Source organism: Rhodoferax sp. (genome assembly GCF_028688795.1).
Classification (GTDB): Bacteria; Pseudomonadota; Gammaproteobacteria; order Burkholderiales; family Burkholderiaceae_C; genus Rhodoferax.
In genome coordinates this window covers 140,811-158,436 of record NZ_JAQTXM010000004.1, presented here as the reverse complement: position 1 = coordinate 158,436, position 17,626 = coordinate 140,811, and the positions used below count along the sequence as shown (strand labels likewise).

Below are 17,626 nucleotides of genomic sequence, written 5' to 3'. Positions count from 1 at the left end.
AAAATGTCTCAAGTATTACCCAACCGTTACCCGCTGGATCTTACTGGTGTCAGTCGTGACAACTATGTTTCGTCTGAGAAAATCACTTTAAGAAATACCGAGCTTCGCTCTGCAGTGCCTACGTATGGGCCTTTCTTTAAAGCAGGGCTTCAAATCAAGGATGAGACCAATGACAAGGCGTTAACCAAAGAGCAATACAAGTTAATGAACCTTGTGCCGCTCCCCACAGCTATGGCAGGTAATGGGGATGAGGTATATTCGATAATCATAATTACGGACTTGGCAGTTTCCAACACCATAAACGTAAGCTATCAGTCACTGGGTGGCGATTACACTCGCAGCTACGCCACAATCGCAAAGCTAATTGAAGCGGTGCTGGTAGACACGCGAAAGCGCGATTCTTCGTGGCCCAACATTCTCAATAAAGATGTTGATTTTGAACCAGCTTTACATTTCCATGCCATGGGCGATGTCGTTGGCTGGGAGTATGTTGCTGCCGCTCTGGAGGAAGTGAAGACCGCTATCCTTCTTGGTGATGAAGTGAGGCTGCTCAACGCGTTCAATTACATTGATACGCATCGACAAGCGGTACTGAATAAGATCGATGAAGACGCGACTGCGCTAGACGCCCACACTGTCGACACCAGCAATCCGCACCACACCACCAAAGAACAAGTAGGGTTAGGGAATGTGGAGAACTACCCGTTGGCAACCCCAGCGATTGCATTAGCAGGAATCAGCACATCGCACTACCTGACGCCTGCGACGGCTATGGACGCAATCTCTGCAACAATTGCTGTGGATATTGCTGCGCACGAAGACAACGTTAACAACCCGCACATGACCACCAAGGCGCAATTGGGATTGGGGAATGTGCAAAACTATGCGATTGCTACAAACACGCAAGCACTAGCAGGTACGAGTACAACGCTCTATGTCTCTCCTGCAAACGTAAAAGCTGTGGTGGATAACGCAACGCCTTCACTGGTTCCGCAGTCGCTCATTGGACAAGCAAACGGTGTTGTTCCATTGAATACTGCTAAACAGATCGATGAAACTTACTTAGAAAAGCTAATTGTGAGCGGCGCGCCTGCTGTTTACGATCTACAGAAATACACCTTAGGCAAACCCGCCTCTCGTCAAGTTCTTCTTCAGATCACAGCGCTGAGACAGTTCACGTGTGGACTGGGTTTCAGCGGGAGCATTGCGCGCTGCGGTACAGCAGCTACACAAAACGCGAGTTGTGACATACAGCGAAACGGCACAACGATTGGAACACTGACATTTCCTGCGGGCAATAACTTCGGCTCTTTCAACGTCCTAAGCGCGACTACTTTTGTAGTAGGTGATACACTCACGATCAAGGCGCCTAATACTGTCGACACTGCCTTAGCAGATTTGACGATAGGTGTTTTTGGAACACTCAAGACTGCTTAAGCACAGCATAAAAGCCAGGATACCCCTGGCTTTTATGCTGTATGTGTTGTCTTAACGAAGCTCGTTTTTTCGAATGAAGACCGTATCATAGAGTTCTTGAATCTTCATGTGAGATTCCACGCTCCTGTCGTTATTTGTGATCACAGACCTTTCATCAAACAACCCAACAGGAAATGCTGGTACTTCGCGGATATTGCTTTTCAATTCTAGGTCGATCTTGCACCAGTCACAAGGCGTGCCGTCCGGATTGTCAAAAATATCCACTTCCCACTTCTCTACGCGATTGGGGATGTCAAACACATAACGTGTCTTGTTCATGCCCCTGGGAGACATGGCTTTAAACTGCTTAAATGCGTCTTCGGAAGAAGGATTGCCTACTTCCGTTTCTCCGCCCAGGTAATGCTTAGTCTTAATCGTCAGCACGTACTCAGGCTCTGAGTTTGGCTTTGTTGTCTTTCTGACTCGCATTCTGCCTGAGCTGGCAGTCTCATCAGTCTTAGGAATTTTAATTTCCCACTGCTCATGGTGTTCTGTCTCTTTTGCTGTAGCCAACAGATTACGATCCAAGAGTTTGGCGTAAAAGACCATTTCCAGTTCTATTTCCGCTTTACCCGTAGCGTTGTCTTCTGTAGCAACATTAAAGAAACTCAATGGCTTTCTTCGCATTTTTTATTTGCCTGTGTCAATGACAATGACAACAAGTTCTTTTAAGTGATTGAACAACGTGAAGACGACACCTGCGTCAGGCATAGTCCCCGTAGAGATTGAGAGGTACAAAAACACCGACATGGTCAATGTGATTATGATGCCCATTAAAACCACTGAGGTTTTTGCAATCCACACCCCTAACCGAAACTTCTCAATGTCCTTTATGTCTTCAACGGACATTCGACCACAAACAACTGGTACTGGCTCAGTAGTTGGCATAAGCGATGGGTCTTGTGCGGTATCACGTCGTTCGTCTTCTTCATTTTGACCGTTTACTGATTTCGACAAGATAATACTCCAATTACATTAACACAACATAAATACCGTTACAGACAGCACTGCACGCATGCGGCTGTCTGTAACGGGTCTATGCTATTCAAACACTTTTAGCCTAGATTCCCGACATGCAACGTATTGTGCGTACGCTACAGCCATAGCATCTATGCTGTGTTCGTCTAATTTTGCCATTGGAGTGGCGCATACTCGGCTCAATGTTTCGATCTTTGAGATCGCAGCTTTGACGTCGTCCTTGCCGGCGTTGCCCGATGCATTAACTGCCTTCTTTACGGAAGGCGGGTCAATCATGTACAGTGGTTTCCAGACATCGTAATCACGCACAGCTTCTCTAACTGCGCAGACAATTTCTGTCAAGGCACCGTATGCACTAGGGCGCTTTTGGTTATAGAACGGCGATTCGCAGCATACGTACAAGGGACGGTAGGCGTTAAACACATCGGCCAGCTTGTCTCTGAGCGCACTGATTCGCCTAACGCGATCACCATGAAGATAACCTGCCCACTCACTGCTCGGTAGTCTGGCGCCGTCGTATGTGAATGCTTGCACATTCACAATTTCAAAAGACACCAGGTCAAATTCCAAAACACAAACGCCCAGCATCTTTGTTCCTGGATCTATACCAATGACACTGGTGCGAGCCGATGCTGTCTCAGGAATTTGAAGCATTACGTTGTGGTCATGAGCGGTTCATTGGAGCCGATGTCGAACAGACCACTGATGCCGCTGGCAGTAAACGCCACTTGATGGAAGGCAGAGATAAAGGAAACAATTTGGGTAGAGATCGATTCCTTGTAGTTCGATCCGTCTGTGAGCGCCAGGACTTTATCTACACCCGAACACAAACCGATTTCCGAGATGATGGCGTAGTTCTGATCACCATAGATGATCGAGGCTACATCGAGCAGTTCTTTGCAGTCTTCTGCGGTCAGATTAAGCGCAAGTAACGTAGAGACTGTGATGTAAGTCGACGTGACAGGTATGGCGCCTGTGTTAGGCAAAGCAGGAGGTTGGGGGACGAGGTCGGAAGTCGAAGGCACGAAGTCAGAAGTCGTCGTAATGCCTTTGTCGATGATGCGTGTTTGCATCGTCACATCCAGCGACGCATTGTCCATGCGCTTGAGGTAGTACGCATAGTAGGTCTGGCCACCATGCGTCTCTTGTCGCCGCATGGCGTATTTGGCGCGTTGCAGCGGTGTCAGGTCGTCAGTGATCAGCCGAAGAACGAAGGGAAGCGGTTTGAACAGGTTTGCGTTCGTTGCTTCATGCTGGCGAGATTTAACAAACGGGATGCCATCGACACCGGACGATAGCATGTGGCCGCCGTTACCAATGCAGAAATACGCAACGCGTGGCCAAACCCCTTCGGGATGCACGGCATTCTTTTCTACATCAAATCGCTGATTGAGCGTGGAGTTTGGCTTGATTTCGTGAGGCACGCCCAACAACATGGCGGTTTGCAGAGCGGCTCCGTATACTGAACGAACAACGGGTTCCATGGAAATATCCTTCTTTAAGATTTCTTTATGCGTGATTGCATTTCGAAAGTGTCACAGTATTTCGTAAACACATTTTTTATCACTACAGCACAACATCACGTATGGCCATACGTTGCTCAACAGTAAGTGCTTTTATTTGTTCCTGAGTGTCAAATGAGCTGGTTAAGGATAACGTGCTGCGAATCTGTTGCGGCCACAATGACAGCATAGTGGTACTCTGCGTGACATTAAGACTCACATCCTGGACATAAGTCGTTGCTGCATTACTTTGCTCTACGTGCGACGATACCACACCTTCGTGCATTACTTCGTGTTCGTACTTTTGAGAACTACGAATGGTAATCGGTTCGATGACTGATCCATCGATATAATGGTGCTGGTTCTCGTACACCTTTTCATCATTCAATCGGATCGTGGGATTGACCAGAAGAATAATTTCAGTCTGGTTGGAGTTGTCAGTCAACGAGATGGAATAGCTGCTGAGCTTTGTGAACAGCTTGACCATGCTTTGGTGTGCTCTTCTGAAGTCTTGACTGGAAGAGAACTCCATGCCCACAGCCTTGAAGTAAATGGCGGCAGCTAAGTCGTACAGCATTGAGCGGCTGTAGTCGCGAATGTCTAAACCTGTGCGGTACAGCAAGTCGATGTATGTGATCGGCTTATTGTCAGTATCTCTGAACTTAACCACTTCGTCGGTGTACAACAAACTGACTGCACGCTGAGCCATACCACGACTGAGGTATTTTTCCATGGACGAATACCACAGGTATTGTTCTCTGGACTTTGAGAATATCTCTGCACAAAAAAGATAAAAGTCTTTGTTTGTGCCAATCCGAGTAGGCGTAATCGTAGTCGACAACAATGCATCGATTTGCGCAGTAGAGACATACTGCTTGTCCACAACTGATTCAATCGCAGCACGCGATGGGGGATTGTCCCTAATTGCGCGAGACAATGTAACATCAGGAACATTCAACAGTTCTGTGTAATCCGCATTGTCTTCTGCCATCCAGTTTGCTTTGTGCATGGCGTAGAGGAACACCATCACCGCCTCTTTAGGCGTGAGCTTGATACTCTCTCCTGTTCCTGGCAGCGAGAAGGTCACATAAGCAGTATACCAGCCCTTAGACGAGAAAGATAACCAATGCGACATCAGCGTTTCGTCTAAGGAATACAACGACGAGGTGCTGTAGTCAGCAACTTGAGATTCAAGCACTTTGGTGGTTAACGCTGCAGAGGGTGCGTGCACAAGCGTGCTGCGCATGGCCTCCAGTTGATCTTTGTGGTATGTAGGGTTTCCTACAGCCAAATTATCCATCAGTCCTGTGACCATGTCCAACGTATGCATTGAACGGCCATTTTTACGGGCGGGTTCATTGACTGGTTTGCGCTTGAACAAGATTTCAGGGGTCAAGTGGCGAGTGTCTGTGCCATCACCGTAAATCATGATAGAGCTGTCTTGCGCTCCACTGTATTCGTACAGTGGCAGACCTCTGTGCGTAAATATGTTTTCAACCAACCAATCGAAAGTTTCTTTCTTTCCAGCGTGTCGCTGGATGTGATTGATGTTCCTATAAAACCAGAGCGCTTGATGCGGGGTAAGCTCTTGGAAATAAGCATCCAATCCATTATGGCTAGCTAAATAGTGCCGAACATGGAAGCTGTGTACTTCATTAGTCTTGCATGCTTCTAGGCGGAATGCAAAAATAGCTTGCGTTAAATGCAAGAACAGCTGGCCAATGTAGGTTGCAACGTACAGATTATCGCTCATGCTGTACTGCTTATTGACCCAGCGGTCCATGTAATCATAAGTCCATTGCTGGAGCTTCTCTATCAGGCGGTACTCGTTGTCTTCAACGAGATTTTTAGGGTAACTCAATATCGTGCCGTCGATGGATTTGACTGCATCGTCAATGTTGCACGGATACAAAATTCCCAGTATCAGCAACTCGCTGCCAGGGTTTTGAATCAACAGTTCTTTGTAATATCGGGTACCGTATTGGTAGTTGTTTTTCGTTGCTGGGTGTAATGCCAGATTTTCTTTAGTGAAGTAGATTTCTTCTGAGGTGTCCAATGACACCACTTTAATCTTCGGGTTGCCATTGCTGTCCTCGTCAGAAAAATGATAATCACCACTTATGTTTAGATAGTATTTCCAAGAAAACGGATCATACTCATCCACAGAACCCATTCCGTATTCGCTAAGAACAGCCAGGTTCATTGCCTGAGCCGCGTCATCAAATTTGATGACCATGGTCTCTGCCAGGCTCAAAGTCTTTTCGACATATAGGGTGTAAGAATAATCAATCATGGCTTAGCTCCTGGCTCCAGTTTCTAAAAAAGGTTTTTTCATGGCAATTCGTCAATTCAATTCGTTACAAAAAAATAACTACCCGGCGGTCAGTCTGACGAAGAAAGACCCCAAGCTGGCCGCCATGATTTCGAAGATGACTACCTCGATGCATGGTACGACTCGCGATGAATTGGGTAATCGGAAAACACTGGTTGCAAACACGTTTGCGTTTCGTTCGCTCTTGCAAAAGCGGGCACGGCGCAATGCGGATGCCCAAGCGATTCTTCGTTTGTTACCCGATATCGAGTTGTCGGCACAAATTCTGGTCAGCTCCATTCTGTCTCCTAAAGACATGACTTCCATGGAGTTGCTGTACATGGGACCCAAGAACCTGTTCAGTCCTGAGCTGAGTGCTTCTTTACTCAACCGGATGAAGGAGCATTTTGAAGAGACCTACAACATCAAGGCTCAACTGACCGAAATGCTGCGGGACCCTCTGTTTGAAAAGGGCAGCTACCCGATTGCGGTTATTCCGGAGAACGCGATCGATGACTTCATCAACGGCAACAAATCCATTAGCACTGAAGCGCTCAAAGAATTCGTCAACCCTGACGGAAATGTCAGAAACATTGGCCTTCTGGGTCCTCATGACGGCAAGCAAAAGTCGCGTGTTGGTATCATGATGGAAAGCTACTATGGTACTGTAGATTCATCGAAGGTGGATCAACGGATACATTACCAGAGTGACGACATTGGTGACTATCGCAACTACGTTGCTGAAGATTACTTGGTGGTTGTCGATAACCCGGTGGTTCTGAAGTTTCCCAAGCTCAACGAGAAAACCAAGAGCCAGGCTGTCAAACGCCAGTACGCCAGAAACAACATGGGCATAGCCATTGAAAGCATTGCGCAAGTGCCTGACAGCCGCGTTGAGCAAGCTATTTACCGCAACAGGCAATACAACACTGAGCCTGTGGCTACGCTGAAGAAGCCCAATGAACTCAAGCGTCGTTCTGTTGGTGGTCCATTGGTCATGAAACTGCCATCGGAGTCCGTCATCCCAGTACACGTTCCCGGTAACGTCAAGAAGCACATTGGTTACTTTGTCATTTTGGACGAAGAAGGCAACCCTGTCGAAGTGCCTGATGGGGACGAGTACCACAACGGTCTCAATAACGCAAACTCAGCCGGTAACTCACTGGCGTCCAACTTGATCAGGAAAGTCGAATCTAACTTGGGTAATGCCAATACGTTCGACCCCATGAACAATGCGCATTTGGATTTTGCATCTCGTGTGTACGCTGACATGATTGAGCGCGATCTGATCAGTCGAATTAAGAACGGCGTATATGCTTCTTCGGCCTCATTGGCACGTAATGAGGAAGTGTACCGTATCATGCTATCACGTGTCTTGGCAAAAAAGTATACCCAAATTCTTTACTTGCCATCAGAGTTCATGACCTACATTGCGTTCAAGTACGGTGATGATGGGATTGGGCGCAGTCTCTTGGATGACACAGCGATGATCAATACACTGCGTTCTATCATGTTGTTTACCGATGTCATGGCCTCAGTAAAGAATTCGATCGGACGAACCAAGGTAACTGCCAACGTGCCTGAATCTGACCCAGACCCCATGAAGACACTGGAGCTGGCGCAGGATGAGATTGTGCGTTCGCGCATGCTCGGCATTCCATTAGGTGTGAGTAGTCCTGGCGACATCCTTGAATTCATTCAGCGTGCAGGTTACGAATGGGAGATTGGTGGCCATCCTGGTTTACCTGACTTGAAGTTCGAGTTCCAACAAACCAACACGTCATACACTAAGCCTGACACGGATCTTCAAGACCTGTTGAGGAAATCGTCGATCATGGCTTTTGGTCTTTCCCCGGAGACTGTGGATAATGGTTTTAATACGGAATTTGCAACGACAGCAGTGGCTAACAACATTTTGCTGAGCAAGCGGGTGTCGTTGATGCAAGACATCTTCACACCTTTGCTGAGTGACCACTTGAGAAAGGTTGCTTCCAACACTGAGGAATTGCTGGTCGATCTAAAGGCCATCTTAGAGGACAACCCGAAGGGCATCAATCTAGAGGTCGAAACAACGAACAACAACCCCCAGCAAACTGAAGGCACGCAAGGTGAGCTGGCAGATAAGCTGGTGATCAACAAAGCACTTAACGAGTTCTTAGAGAAGTTCTACGTCGAGTTACCTAAGCCTTCCTCGGTTACTTTGGAAAACCAATTGGCAGATTTGCGCACCTACTCTGACGCGCTCGATGCGGCATTAGATGCTTACATCTCTGATGGTTTCTTCACCACCAGTACGGCTGGTGAAGTATCCAATGAAGCCAATACAATTCGTGCGCTGATAAAGTCCTACTTTATTCGCAAATGGCTCAGTGACAAGGGCGTACTGCCTGAGCTGGCTGAACTGACTGCAAACGATGAAGCCGGCAACCCGCAACTCAACCTGATGTCCACAATGACTGACCACGTCCAAGCATTGGTTCGCTCCGGTATCACAGCGCTGGCAAAACTGGCGCCTATTGTACAGGCAGCTAACAAAGACATGGAAGCCATGAACGTGGAACCAAGCGATAACAGCAGCACTTCTGATACCGGCGATTCTGGTGACGATTCTGGTATGGGAGGCGATGACTTTGGGTTTGACGACGGTATGGGTGACGCTGGTGGCGATGTTGAGTCAGCACCAGGCTTTGAAATCCCCAGTGGTGAAGAGGCGCCTGTTCCTGCTGACGGAGGAGAAGATCCGGGCAAAGAAGATCCTAACGACACTGAAGAAGAGCCCGCTTAACTAAAAAAAAAATAGCTAGGAATACCGGTGCGCAATGCACCGGTATTTTTTATGTCTTACTAACAACCCACAACTAACAACCCACAATAAAAAGCTAAGTGTAATTTCAAAACCCTCCTATACACATGCGTCATACGAGCCCTGGTTTTCCAGGGCTCGTATGTTGTCTATTTTAGGCCGGCGTTAGACGGCAGCCATCAAGAAGAAATCTTCCTGTATTGGCGACTTGGTCACCTCGATAACCACCTTGTCGGCTGTCTGGATGAGGTGCTTGGAGAAGGTCACTTTGAGCGAGCGTTCATGCGTGAAGATGTTCTCCACAATTTGACGCAGCGTCGGAGTCTGTGCATTGAAGACACCACACGAAATCTCGCCTTCCTTGAGCACTTCAGCCTTGAGCTCATGTGCAAACAAGTCCATCGAGGTCAGCGTATAGTTGTCGCAGAAATACGTGATCGTCACGCTACCGAGCAAAATCTCAACGTCCACATCCGTGAAAGGGAACAGGTTGGTGTTCTGATCTTTCTCGAATTCGGAATCGCCATAAAACAACGCTTGCTCGATCAGCAGCTTTTGGCGCGTGCGCAGCGCTTCTGCGAATTTGGCGCCGTACTTCTTTTCCAGGTAAGGAATGACGTCTTTGGCATCATCCATGAAACTATCGATCCAACCGTTGGGAACGGCCAAGTTGTGCTTGAGGAAGTCGTTGAGTCGCTTGGTCAGCCGGCGGTTAACGAACGTCAAGGATTTGGCGTCGCCGTCAACGTAAGTGCCGTCATTGATGCCGTCTTGTGCCGTGAGCATCTTGCGGCAGAGTTGGTCGAAGTTCTCAGCCTGTGCAAATTCTGCAATCATCGGTTTGGGGTTGATCGTGCAGACCAACGGATCGAGCAAGACCCCGCAGGAGCGGAAGACGTTTGCTTTCTTCCCACTGCGCTTCATGGTTGCCAAAGTCACGTCGTTGTTGAACCAGAGTTGCTCCAGCGAAGTCTCGGAGTAGAATGACGAGTCCTTGTAGGCCATGTTCACTTCCAGCGGCTCAGCTTCTTCAGCGTCCTTGGCTTGTGCGCGGGCAGCTTCCAGCGTCTGGAATACCCGAACGTCGCTGTCGAGCGATTTCACTGCTGCCGGAGGTACCTTGACATAAGACGGCACCATCAGGTGTTTTTCGATATCCATTTCAGACTGCTCCTTCTTTTTGATCAGTGGTTTGATTTGATTTTCGCCAACGATTTGGTAGTACAAATCCGCAGTGTTGGGGTCGTATGCCGGGACGACAGGGTACTCCTCGCTGGGTTGCCATTTCACAGGGGACGAGCTGGCTTTGTACACTTCCATGAACTCAGGCGGAAGCTCTTGACTGGGTATTGCAGGAACACCAACGGGCTTGGGCATGCTACCCATGATAGCCGCTTCCTTTTCGCGGCGCAGGTCCTGGATGTTTTGCGCATGCACAGAAGAAGCGCTCTGGCGCAGGCGTTCGGTCGCTTCAAAACGCTGGGCGATGGGGTCGTTGCTTTTACCGTACATGGCTTCTCCTCCTGTGGGGGTATTGTAGTTTTGAGGGCTTTGGATACCACCTGCGCTCACTGCTCCGCCATCAACGTGCGCCGTTGGATTGTTCCAGCGATTGAAGCCAGGTTGTGGGAATTGCTGTTGCGGAGCGGCGTATTGTTGCTGAGGAACCCCGTACTGGTTGGAATACTGGTTCGGGTACTGATTGGGGTAGCCTTGCTGTTGCTGCTGGGGCGCGTTGTTTGCAAAGCCACGAGCCTTTCCTTGTTGAAACTGGGAAAGGTCCTGACCCAACATGCCCAGGTCCCTCAATGCGGATTGGATGTGCGGCAGCACTGTTTGGTCCACGCTGCGCAGCAGTGCTGGAAAGCGCTGCGTGTTCGCCGCTACGCACAGTTCTGCATACAGTTCTGCTGCTTTCTGCGCAGACGAAGAAACGTCACGATACTGCAGCTTGTACATTTGCATTTCCACGATGCGAATGACCGCATCGACGAACGCCGTGAATTCAGGGTTGTTAAACCCCTGCTGTGCCATCTGGTTGAACAGGAACACACGCAACGTGTTTTGATTGCACTTCGATTGAATGGCATCGATACTGGCCGACACAATCAAGGGGAAGAACTGTGCCAGTTCCTGCGGCATGTAAGGCACTTGCGGCAAGAACGGAGGGTTGCCGTAGGCCACTTGGATGGGCTGGAACAGCAACCGATTGTCAGGGAACGGGAGTTCTTGGAAAGCCGGCTGGCCATAAGCTTGGTTATACATCGTTTTCTTCCTTTGAGTTATCTACACTGAGTTATCGACGAATCTGATTTTGCACTTGATCGAGAAGCTCTTTGAATTTAGGGTTCCTAACAACAACTCCGTGTTCATCCAGTTGGACGGTGAGAGAAACCCTGCTGCGCCCAGTGGGCTCAGACTTAGGCAATGCAAACACTTGACCCACTTCCGCGATAGAAGAATGCAGGCGTTTGCCTGGGTCATTGATTGCTGCTCGGTCTTTCTTTTTGCTGTTCCTAGAAGAACTACCTTGTGGCACTAGGAGATTGGTAATCTTCAATGCCATGTTATCGCCAGATGTTGAAGTGGTTGTCACTTCACCATGTTCTTTAGTGATCTTGAAAATCAAACCCTTTTTGAGGATCAGACTCATGATGTTGGCGATCTTCTTTTCTGTAAGCTCTTTCTTTTGTGCAGCCTTCAGTTTGAAGTACAGAGTATTGATTGCGTTTGTTATTTCGTAACACACAAACGGCAGTATGCTCAGCTCTTTGTCGTACATGGTGCTGACCCTGTCATCAGAGGTCAATAGCCATTCGTTGAACTTGTCGATGATGAGGTAGAACAACTGGTAGATGTCCGTACACTCGTAGCCAATGCTTTTGAGTTTTGCACTGACCATGGCATCGATGTATTCGTCCAATGACGCGATGTGTGCTTCCACATCACTGTACAACTTGCCTTCGCTGACATTGCCGCTCCAGATCAAGTGGCCAAGCAGAATCATCCACAACCGTGTGCTGTTGACGTAGTCGGGCTTTATTCGCGTAGGGAAGTGATCCACTACGTAAAAGAAGCCAGCAACCAGGTCTTTAACCAGCGGCGTGTATTTATGTCGAGGTATCGCAAGACGCACGTTACTCGGCTCATAGAAGCCTTTACCAAACCCTTTTGGCGGTATGGTCGTACTCCTGCAAATCACCCAGTCGGATTCTGGGTAATTGTCCGAGTTGATGTCATCTCCTCCCACGACAGGGTCGCAGTTGCCAAACATCCTGAAGGTTTCAGAGAATCCATACTTGCACATCAAGTAATGTACCAGTGTGCATTTGGCGTTCACTGTTGGCCGAGGTGCGTTTGTTGAGGCTTTCTTGTTGTAGATGTCGCTGTATGCGACGCGTATGCCTTCGCGTCGGTCATTGGCAACATAGTGCTGCGCTACGCGGTTGAACGTAAGCTTAGCCTTTAGGAGCCTCACGAACACGCTGTTGAGTTGAACAGAAATCACCTGGTCAGCAAGGATCGGTGAAATCACGAAACGACTACCACCAATATAGATCGTTCCTGCTTTCGTTACAAACGGCAAGTACATGTACCGTGACGGAAGGTCCACTCCGTTGTAGCGGAATTTGTATTCCATCAAATACACATCACTGCGTGCTACATCGTAAACGCATCTGCTTCCTTTCTTCTTTGTGATTTCTTGATATTCTTCAAGAGGTGTGCACTTCCTGCAGCCGCGATACTCTAGACCAGGTGGAAACCCGGCTGCCGTCAGTTCAAAGACACGATTCACATAACTCTCGATATGTTTCATGTGCTCAACAGCCAGGCCATTGGCAATGGCTGGATTGAACTTTGTAGTGGCATTATCTACGTGCTCCAGAAGGGACTTTGGGAACATGACTTTCCTTAAAGGTGGTGGATGCGACAGGCTGGCAAACTGTGTCCTATCATTGGATATTGATATTGCATATTTTATTGAATATTCAATTTTTTATAAGGTTTCAAGCTGCTTGCGAGTTTGATGAAAACTTCATCCATGCGCCCGCAATACCCGCGACGCCTATCAGGAGACCTGGAACGAAGCGTGTGAAGTCCGAAGTGTCCTTCCTGACCTGTGACCGCATTTCGTAGAAGTCTTTCCAATAAAGGGATTCGTTTTTGATCCTTGCTTCGTTATCCTCTCGAAGCTTATTTATTTTTTCTTGGTGTTCCCTTCGTTCACGCTCTAGTGCTTCATCTTGCGCCTTTCTTTGCATGTCAAGGATTTTACGATCATTCTCCAATTGCAACAGTTTTGCATCCAAGGCAGCCTGCGATTGCTTTTGCTCAGCCGCTTGTGCTGCGATGGTAGCTTGCAGCTGCTCAAGCTCATGGCGCTGTTTCGCCATAGCTTCTTTCCTTGCCATCTCCTCTTTCTCAAGGCGATTCTTTTCAAGCATGTTTTGCGTCTTGAGCATCTCTACGTCATGGAGACGTTGAGTAAGTTTTTCACGCCGCGCCATATCCACGTCACCGGAGTTCAATGCGTCCGTATAGCTATCATACAACGCCATGGACTCTTTGGCTTCTTCAATCGACACACGCTTGTGACCGACACCAAAATTGTTTACCAACTCAGGGTCATTCTTAGCGCTGTAGAAAACTTCCAAGTAATCGCTGTAGACTTTCTCGGTACGTTTTCCATTGATCTTCGAAGTGATGGTCGAAGCAGGTGCATCCTTTTGTGGCGTCAGACAGAAAATCTTACCGGCAATGTTGATATATTTTTTACACGCTGTGGGCGAGTGATCAACCAGGCGTATTTTAACATTCAGCTCTTCTTGATGTTTGTACTCTGTGGTATTACCGAACGGGCCGATGTTCCTGAATCGTGCACTGTAAGGGTGCATGATCGTGAGCGGCGTGGGTTTTGTAGACACCAACAGATCAAGCTTATAGTGATACACCGTACCACCCTTATCGGCTATGTCCTTAGGTGTGATTACATAGTCCAGCATGACTGTGGCCTCGCTGTGGCTCTTGTAATCCACATTACAAAGACAGCGCTTGAGTTCTGACAATTCTTCAGTCTCCAAGTCCGTCATCGATGTCAAGCACGCGACCGCCGTTTGCAGTGCCATGCCTTTTAACTTCATCACACGGCGCACTGTGAAATCAGCACAAGTGTAAGAGTGCTTGTGGTCAATGGTTATCGCTACGCCATCACGCTTCATGATCGTGATGGGTCGATGGGTGTTGTTGATGTAGTAGTATTGCTCTTCGAATTCTGTAGAATCCATTTGCTTTCGCATGTCATTGACAAGCGGCGAAGCAATGGGTTCCCCGTGAAAGGTATAGGGGCTGTTGAGATGCAACCGTGTAGTGGGTTGGCTACTTTCAGCGAGAGGTGGGATTGTTTCAGTGAGTACCATGACAACTCCGATATTTTGCGTCATGGTAGTAATGTGTGATTTAATTAATTTACATTGATTTGGGATAAAAAAACTTACGGCATAGCACCCACAGAATCCTTTCAGACTCTGTGGGTGCTATTAAACTCACTACACTGTCACTGGCTGAGTTACCTCAGCCAATTAGTCCAGTTATGGGTTGGTCTTGGCGTAAACCTGGACCTTCGAAGCGATGACCTTCTCGATGTTGATCACGTCCAGCGAGCCCATGATGGGCAGGTTGGTGATGTGACGGAACGACGGCTGGACGGTGAGTTCCATGACGTTGCTGCCGTTGCGGATCATCGGCATCATCAGGGTCAGCTCCGGCTTCCAAGCCATGTTGCCGAAGTGCATCGGGTTCGGAACGCCAGAGTTGAAGCTGGGCTCCATACCGAACGAGAACAGGATCTTGCCGGTCATCCGGTTGTCCAGCGTGTTGACCAGCTTGTAGTCGATGGTTTCACCCACCAGACGCAGGTCGCCGTTCAGAGTCAGGTAACGAGCCAGGATCGGGTCAGTACCGATGATCAGGCAGGGCTTCGGAGCTGCGCCGTCGTACAGTGCGTCAGCGGCGGCCTTGTAGCCCGACGAGACGTACAGGCGGAAAGCCATGTCGCGCAGCTTGTTCTGGATCAGGTTCTGCAGATCGATGGTACGATCCGAGGTGCTCAGCGAGTCCAGGTTGAGTTCGCAGTCCAGGACTTCTTCCAGGTACGCCGGAGTCACCAGGTAACGGGCCACGCCCAGGATTTCCGGTGCGTCGTTGATCGAGTCCTTGGTGTTGGTGTACTCACGCAGGAAGCTACGGGCTTCCAGCAGTGCAGTCACAGCAGCGTTGCTGGTACGGCCATGGGTCGTGGTGATCAGAGCCGACAGCAGTGCGCTGTCATTGGTCTCGGTTTCACCAACCGGACGCAGAGCAGTGACCGGCGGAAGCAGCGGCACGGTGTACAGGTAGTTCATGTACTGCGTGTCGATCAGCTGGCCGCGCTGACGACGGTTGCTGTTGGTACGGTATGCAAGCAGGTCGTAACCAACGATCTCTGCTTCAGCAAACACCGTAGCAACAGTCAGACCAACGCCAGAAGCCATGTCCAGCACGTTGCCCGAATCATCGGTCACCTTGGCGACTTCAACCGGAGCAGCGGTGACCTGGGTGTCGCCCTTGTCTTGCAGCACCGAGCCGAACAGCTGTGCCGACAGACGGACAGTGTTGGTGCCCAGCTGGTTGAGCAGAGGAGCAGCAGCGCCGTCAACAGCCAGGTGGTCCTTGGTCAGGTACAGGCTGTCGGTCGAGAAGTTCAGTTGCAGCAGGCGGGTGTTGCCTTGCGGTGCAGCGTTGAAGTCGCTCAGCGGCAGCTTCTCGACGTTGAACTTGATGACGTTGAAGGTCGGCTGACCGGCAACGGTGCCCTTGATCTTCAGGTAGATGCTTGCCAGACGAACCGACGAATCGATGGCGTCGGTTTGGTCCTGCACGCCAGTAGCCAGCAGGGCTTCGGTCTGGGAAATACCCAGCAGAGAGAACTTCTTGCCAACAGCCAGAGCACCAGTCACCACCGGCTCGTTGTCCAGCAGCACCGTGGTGGTGCCAACATCAGAAGCGAAGTAACGGTCGCTGTCTTGTGCAGCAGCCGGGTTCGACTTGCGATAGACCGGAACGATCTTGGTCTGGTCGTTGCGCAGGATGGTCGGGTCGATGACGGCCTTGATGACGTTCTTGCGGTTGAACTTGTTCAGCGAACCCGACAGATCACGACGAACTTCGTCGTAAACGTACATCAGGCGAATGGACATGCTGAAGCCGACGTTGTTCGGGGTGACGATGACGGTCGGATAGAACGCTTCGCCAAACTCGTCTTGGCGTGCTGCTTGCATGTTGTACGCCACGGAGTAAACCATGGCGTTCTTGTTTTCCTTTTCGTCAAAAGCCTGCATGTCAATGACGCGCTGATCCGACTGACCAGTAGCCATGCCGTGGCCGATCACCACGGTGTTGTCATTGGCGAACTTGGACAGAGCAGCAGCCGACACGTCACGCGACATATAGGGCTTGATGGCGTAGGCAGCAACACCGGCGGTGATGGCTGCTTCTTCCTGCGAGACCGTCAGATTGGCGTAACCGCGAACACCCTTGACAGCCGACTGGATCATGGTTTCCAGGTTCTCGACTGCGGTTTGCAGTTCCATCTGGGTGCGTTGGTCAGTCAGACCTTCCAGAGCAAAGCCAGCAGCAGCGACGCCGCTGGTGACGACGGCGCCGCGCGAATTCTTTTCGTTTTGCAGGTTTTCAACGATCGAATGCACCGGGCCCAGCAAGGCAGCGCTTCGACGGCTGGCGGAAAAAAGGGAACTTTTCATTGTTTGTTTCCTAAATGGAGTTGATGGGACAAAAAAACTAAAGGCTTTACAACGCTATCGACGCCGCATAGATATTACTGAAAAAACCCAGTAACATTATAATTGCTTCAGATATTGCTCAAAGAATTGGCTCTGCGCAATGGTGTCATAGTTATTGTAACCATACCATTGCTTCAAATAATCACTCACCAGCTGGCGTTGGTATTCTGCACCTTTTGGAGATCCAAAAAAGCCAGGGTTGATGACGATTAAAAAGACGTCGCTTGAGACGTCTAAAATCTCATACGGCAAAGAAAGTTGAGGATGGGCATTGACTTGGTTGTACAGTCGTGCTTCCAGCCCGCTTTCATGCAGTTCCTTGAGCTGGTAGAGCTGGTTATAGATTCGCTCACTGTCGGTGTCTTTTAACCAGTGGGTGAACAAGCACGACTCTGAACTCATGTAGCCCAGAATGGGCGTAGTGTTCAGGTTCATGCACAACGTTAACACCAGGTCTTCGATACTTGCCACCTTACGCAGTGCAGAAAGATCCATCGCAGCAGTTAAGGGAAGCTGGTTGCGGATCAACAATTGCTTGATCCAGTACGGAATAAAAAGTGGTTTTTTAACACTAACGGAATTAGACATTTGTTTTATTACATCCTTGTAAAAAGCATGGAGGCCTACAACATAGATAAAAAGTACTGGCAAAAGGCAAAAAATATGGTCCGTGGCAATTCTATGTTCGGCGGGCAAGACGCCTCTTGCCACACCTCAT

Annotated in this window: 12 protein-coding genes; 2 read left to right on the top strand and 10 right to left on the bottom strand. The window is 49.2% G+C overall.

The window, feature by feature from the left end:
* Positions 1–3 precede the first annotated feature (3 nt).
* Complete coding sequence (locus PHQ58_RS04910; protein WP_300107777.1) at positions 4–1,437, top strand: hypothetical protein; 1,434 nt, start codon at positions 4–6, stop codon at positions 1,435–1,437.
* 51 nt (positions 1,438–1,488) lie between these two features.
* Here the strand turns inward: PHQ58_RS04910 and PHQ58_RS04905 are convergent, their stop codons facing one another.
* The 5 genes from PHQ58_RS04905 to PHQ58_RS04885 all read right to left on the bottom strand — a co-directional run bounded on the left by PHQ58_RS04905 (position 1,489) and on the right by PHQ58_RS04885 (position 6,249).
* Positions 1,489–2,103 (bottom strand): hypothetical protein, encoded by a 615-nt coding sequence (locus PHQ58_RS04905; protein ID WP_300107774.1) that lies wholly within the window; start codon positions 2,101–2,103, stop codon positions 1,489–1,491.
* 3 nt (positions 2,104–2,106) lie between these two features.
* A complete protein-coding gene (locus tag PHQ58_RS04900; protein ID WP_300107771.1) occupies positions 2,107–2,433 on the bottom strand; it encodes a hypothetical protein in 327 nt (108 codons plus the stop codon).
* A gap of 84 nt (positions 2,434–2,517) precedes the next feature.
* Positions 2,518–3,108 (bottom strand): crossover junction endodeoxyribonuclease RuvC, encoded by a 591-nt coding sequence (locus PHQ58_RS04895; protein ID WP_300107768.1) that lies wholly within the window; start codon positions 3,106–3,108, stop codon positions 2,518–2,520.
* Entirely contained in the window at positions 3,108–3,938 is an 831-nt protein-coding gene (locus PHQ58_RS04890) for a hypothetical protein (protein WP_300107765.1), read from the bottom strand. Before PHQ58_RS04890 ends, PHQ58_RS04895 begins: the two co-directional genes overlap by 1 nt.
* Positions 3,939–4,020: 82 nt before the next feature.
* Positions 4,021–6,249, bottom strand: a complete 2,229-nt coding sequence (locus PHQ58_RS04885) for a hypothetical protein (protein ID WP_300107762.1) — start codon at positions 6,247–6,249, stop codon at positions 4,021–4,023.
* 40 nt (positions 6,250–6,289) lie between these two features.
* Between PHQ58_RS04885 and PHQ58_RS04880 the strand changes: the two genes are divergently transcribed.
* Complete coding sequence (locus tag PHQ58_RS04880; protein WP_300107759.1) at positions 6,290–9,052, top strand: hypothetical protein; 2,763 nt, start codon at positions 6,290–6,292, stop codon at positions 9,050–9,052.
* A gap of 183 nt (positions 9,053–9,235) precedes the next feature.
* Here PHQ58_RS04880 and PHQ58_RS04875 read toward each other — a convergent pair whose 3' ends face one another.
* The 5 genes from PHQ58_RS04875 to PHQ58_RS04855 all read right to left on the bottom strand — a co-directional run bounded on the left by PHQ58_RS04875 (position 9,236) and on the right by PHQ58_RS04855 (position 17,604).
* Positions 9,236–11,335 (bottom strand): hypothetical protein, encoded by a 2,100-nt coding sequence (locus PHQ58_RS04875; protein WP_300107756.1) that lies wholly within the window; start codon positions 11,333–11,335, stop codon positions 9,236–9,238.
* A 31-nt stretch (positions 11,336–11,366) separates the two neighbouring features.
* Positions 11,367–12,974, bottom strand: a complete 1,608-nt coding sequence (locus PHQ58_RS04870; RefSeq protein ID WP_300107752.1) for a hypothetical protein — start codon at positions 12,972–12,974, stop codon at positions 11,367–11,369.
* 103 nt (positions 12,975–13,077) lie between these two features.
* Positions 13,078–14,511 carry a hypothetical protein gene (locus tag PHQ58_RS04865; RefSeq protein ID WP_300107749.1) on the bottom strand — a complete coding sequence of 478 codons (1,434 nt, stop codon included), beginning with the start codon at positions 14,509–14,511 and terminating at the stop codon, positions 13,078–13,080.
* A gap of 147 nt (positions 14,512–14,658) precedes the next feature.
* Positions 14,659–16,869 (bottom strand): hypothetical protein, encoded by a 2,211-nt coding sequence (locus PHQ58_RS04860; RefSeq protein WP_300107746.1) that lies wholly within the window; start codon positions 16,867–16,869, stop codon positions 14,659–14,661.
* A 96-nt stretch (positions 16,870–16,965) separates the two neighbouring features.
* On the bottom strand, positions 16,966–17,604 hold the full coding sequence (locus PHQ58_RS04855; RefSeq protein WP_300107744.1) for a hypothetical protein: 639 nt from the start codon (positions 17,602–17,604) through the stop codon (positions 16,966–16,968).
* Between the last annotated feature and the right edge of the window lie 22 nt (positions 17,605–17,626).